The following is a 236-nucleotide window of genomic DNA, read 5'->3' on the forward strand; positions in this document are numbered from 1 at the left end:
CTTCTACAAGTTCAGGCTCTTCTACAAGTGCAGGCTCTTCTACAAGTTCAGGTTCTTCTGCAAGTTCAGGCTCTTCTAGAAGTTCAGGCTCTTGTTCAAGTTCAGGCTCTTCTTCAAGTTCAGGCTCTTCTTCAAGTTCAGGCTCTTCTTCAAGTTCAGGCTCTTCTGCAAGTTCAGGCTCTTCTGCAAGTTCAGGTTCTTCTACAAGTTCAGGTTCTTCTACAAGTTCAGGCTCT

The 236-nt window shown here is 44.9% G+C and carries 1 protein-coding gene; it reads right to left on the reverse strand.

The window, feature by feature from the left end; translation table 11 throughout:
- Positions 1-236, reverse strand: a 236-nt coding sequence (locus DO88_RS19005) for a hypothetical protein (RefSeq protein ID WP_198022425.1), incomplete at both ends; no start/stop codon positions are given.

The sequence above is a fragment of the Pseudoalteromonas sp. S3431 genome (assembly GCF_000690035.1).
GTDB lineage: Bacteria > Pseudomonadota > Gammaproteobacteria > Enterobacterales > Alteromonadaceae > Pseudoalteromonas > Pseudoalteromonas fuliginea.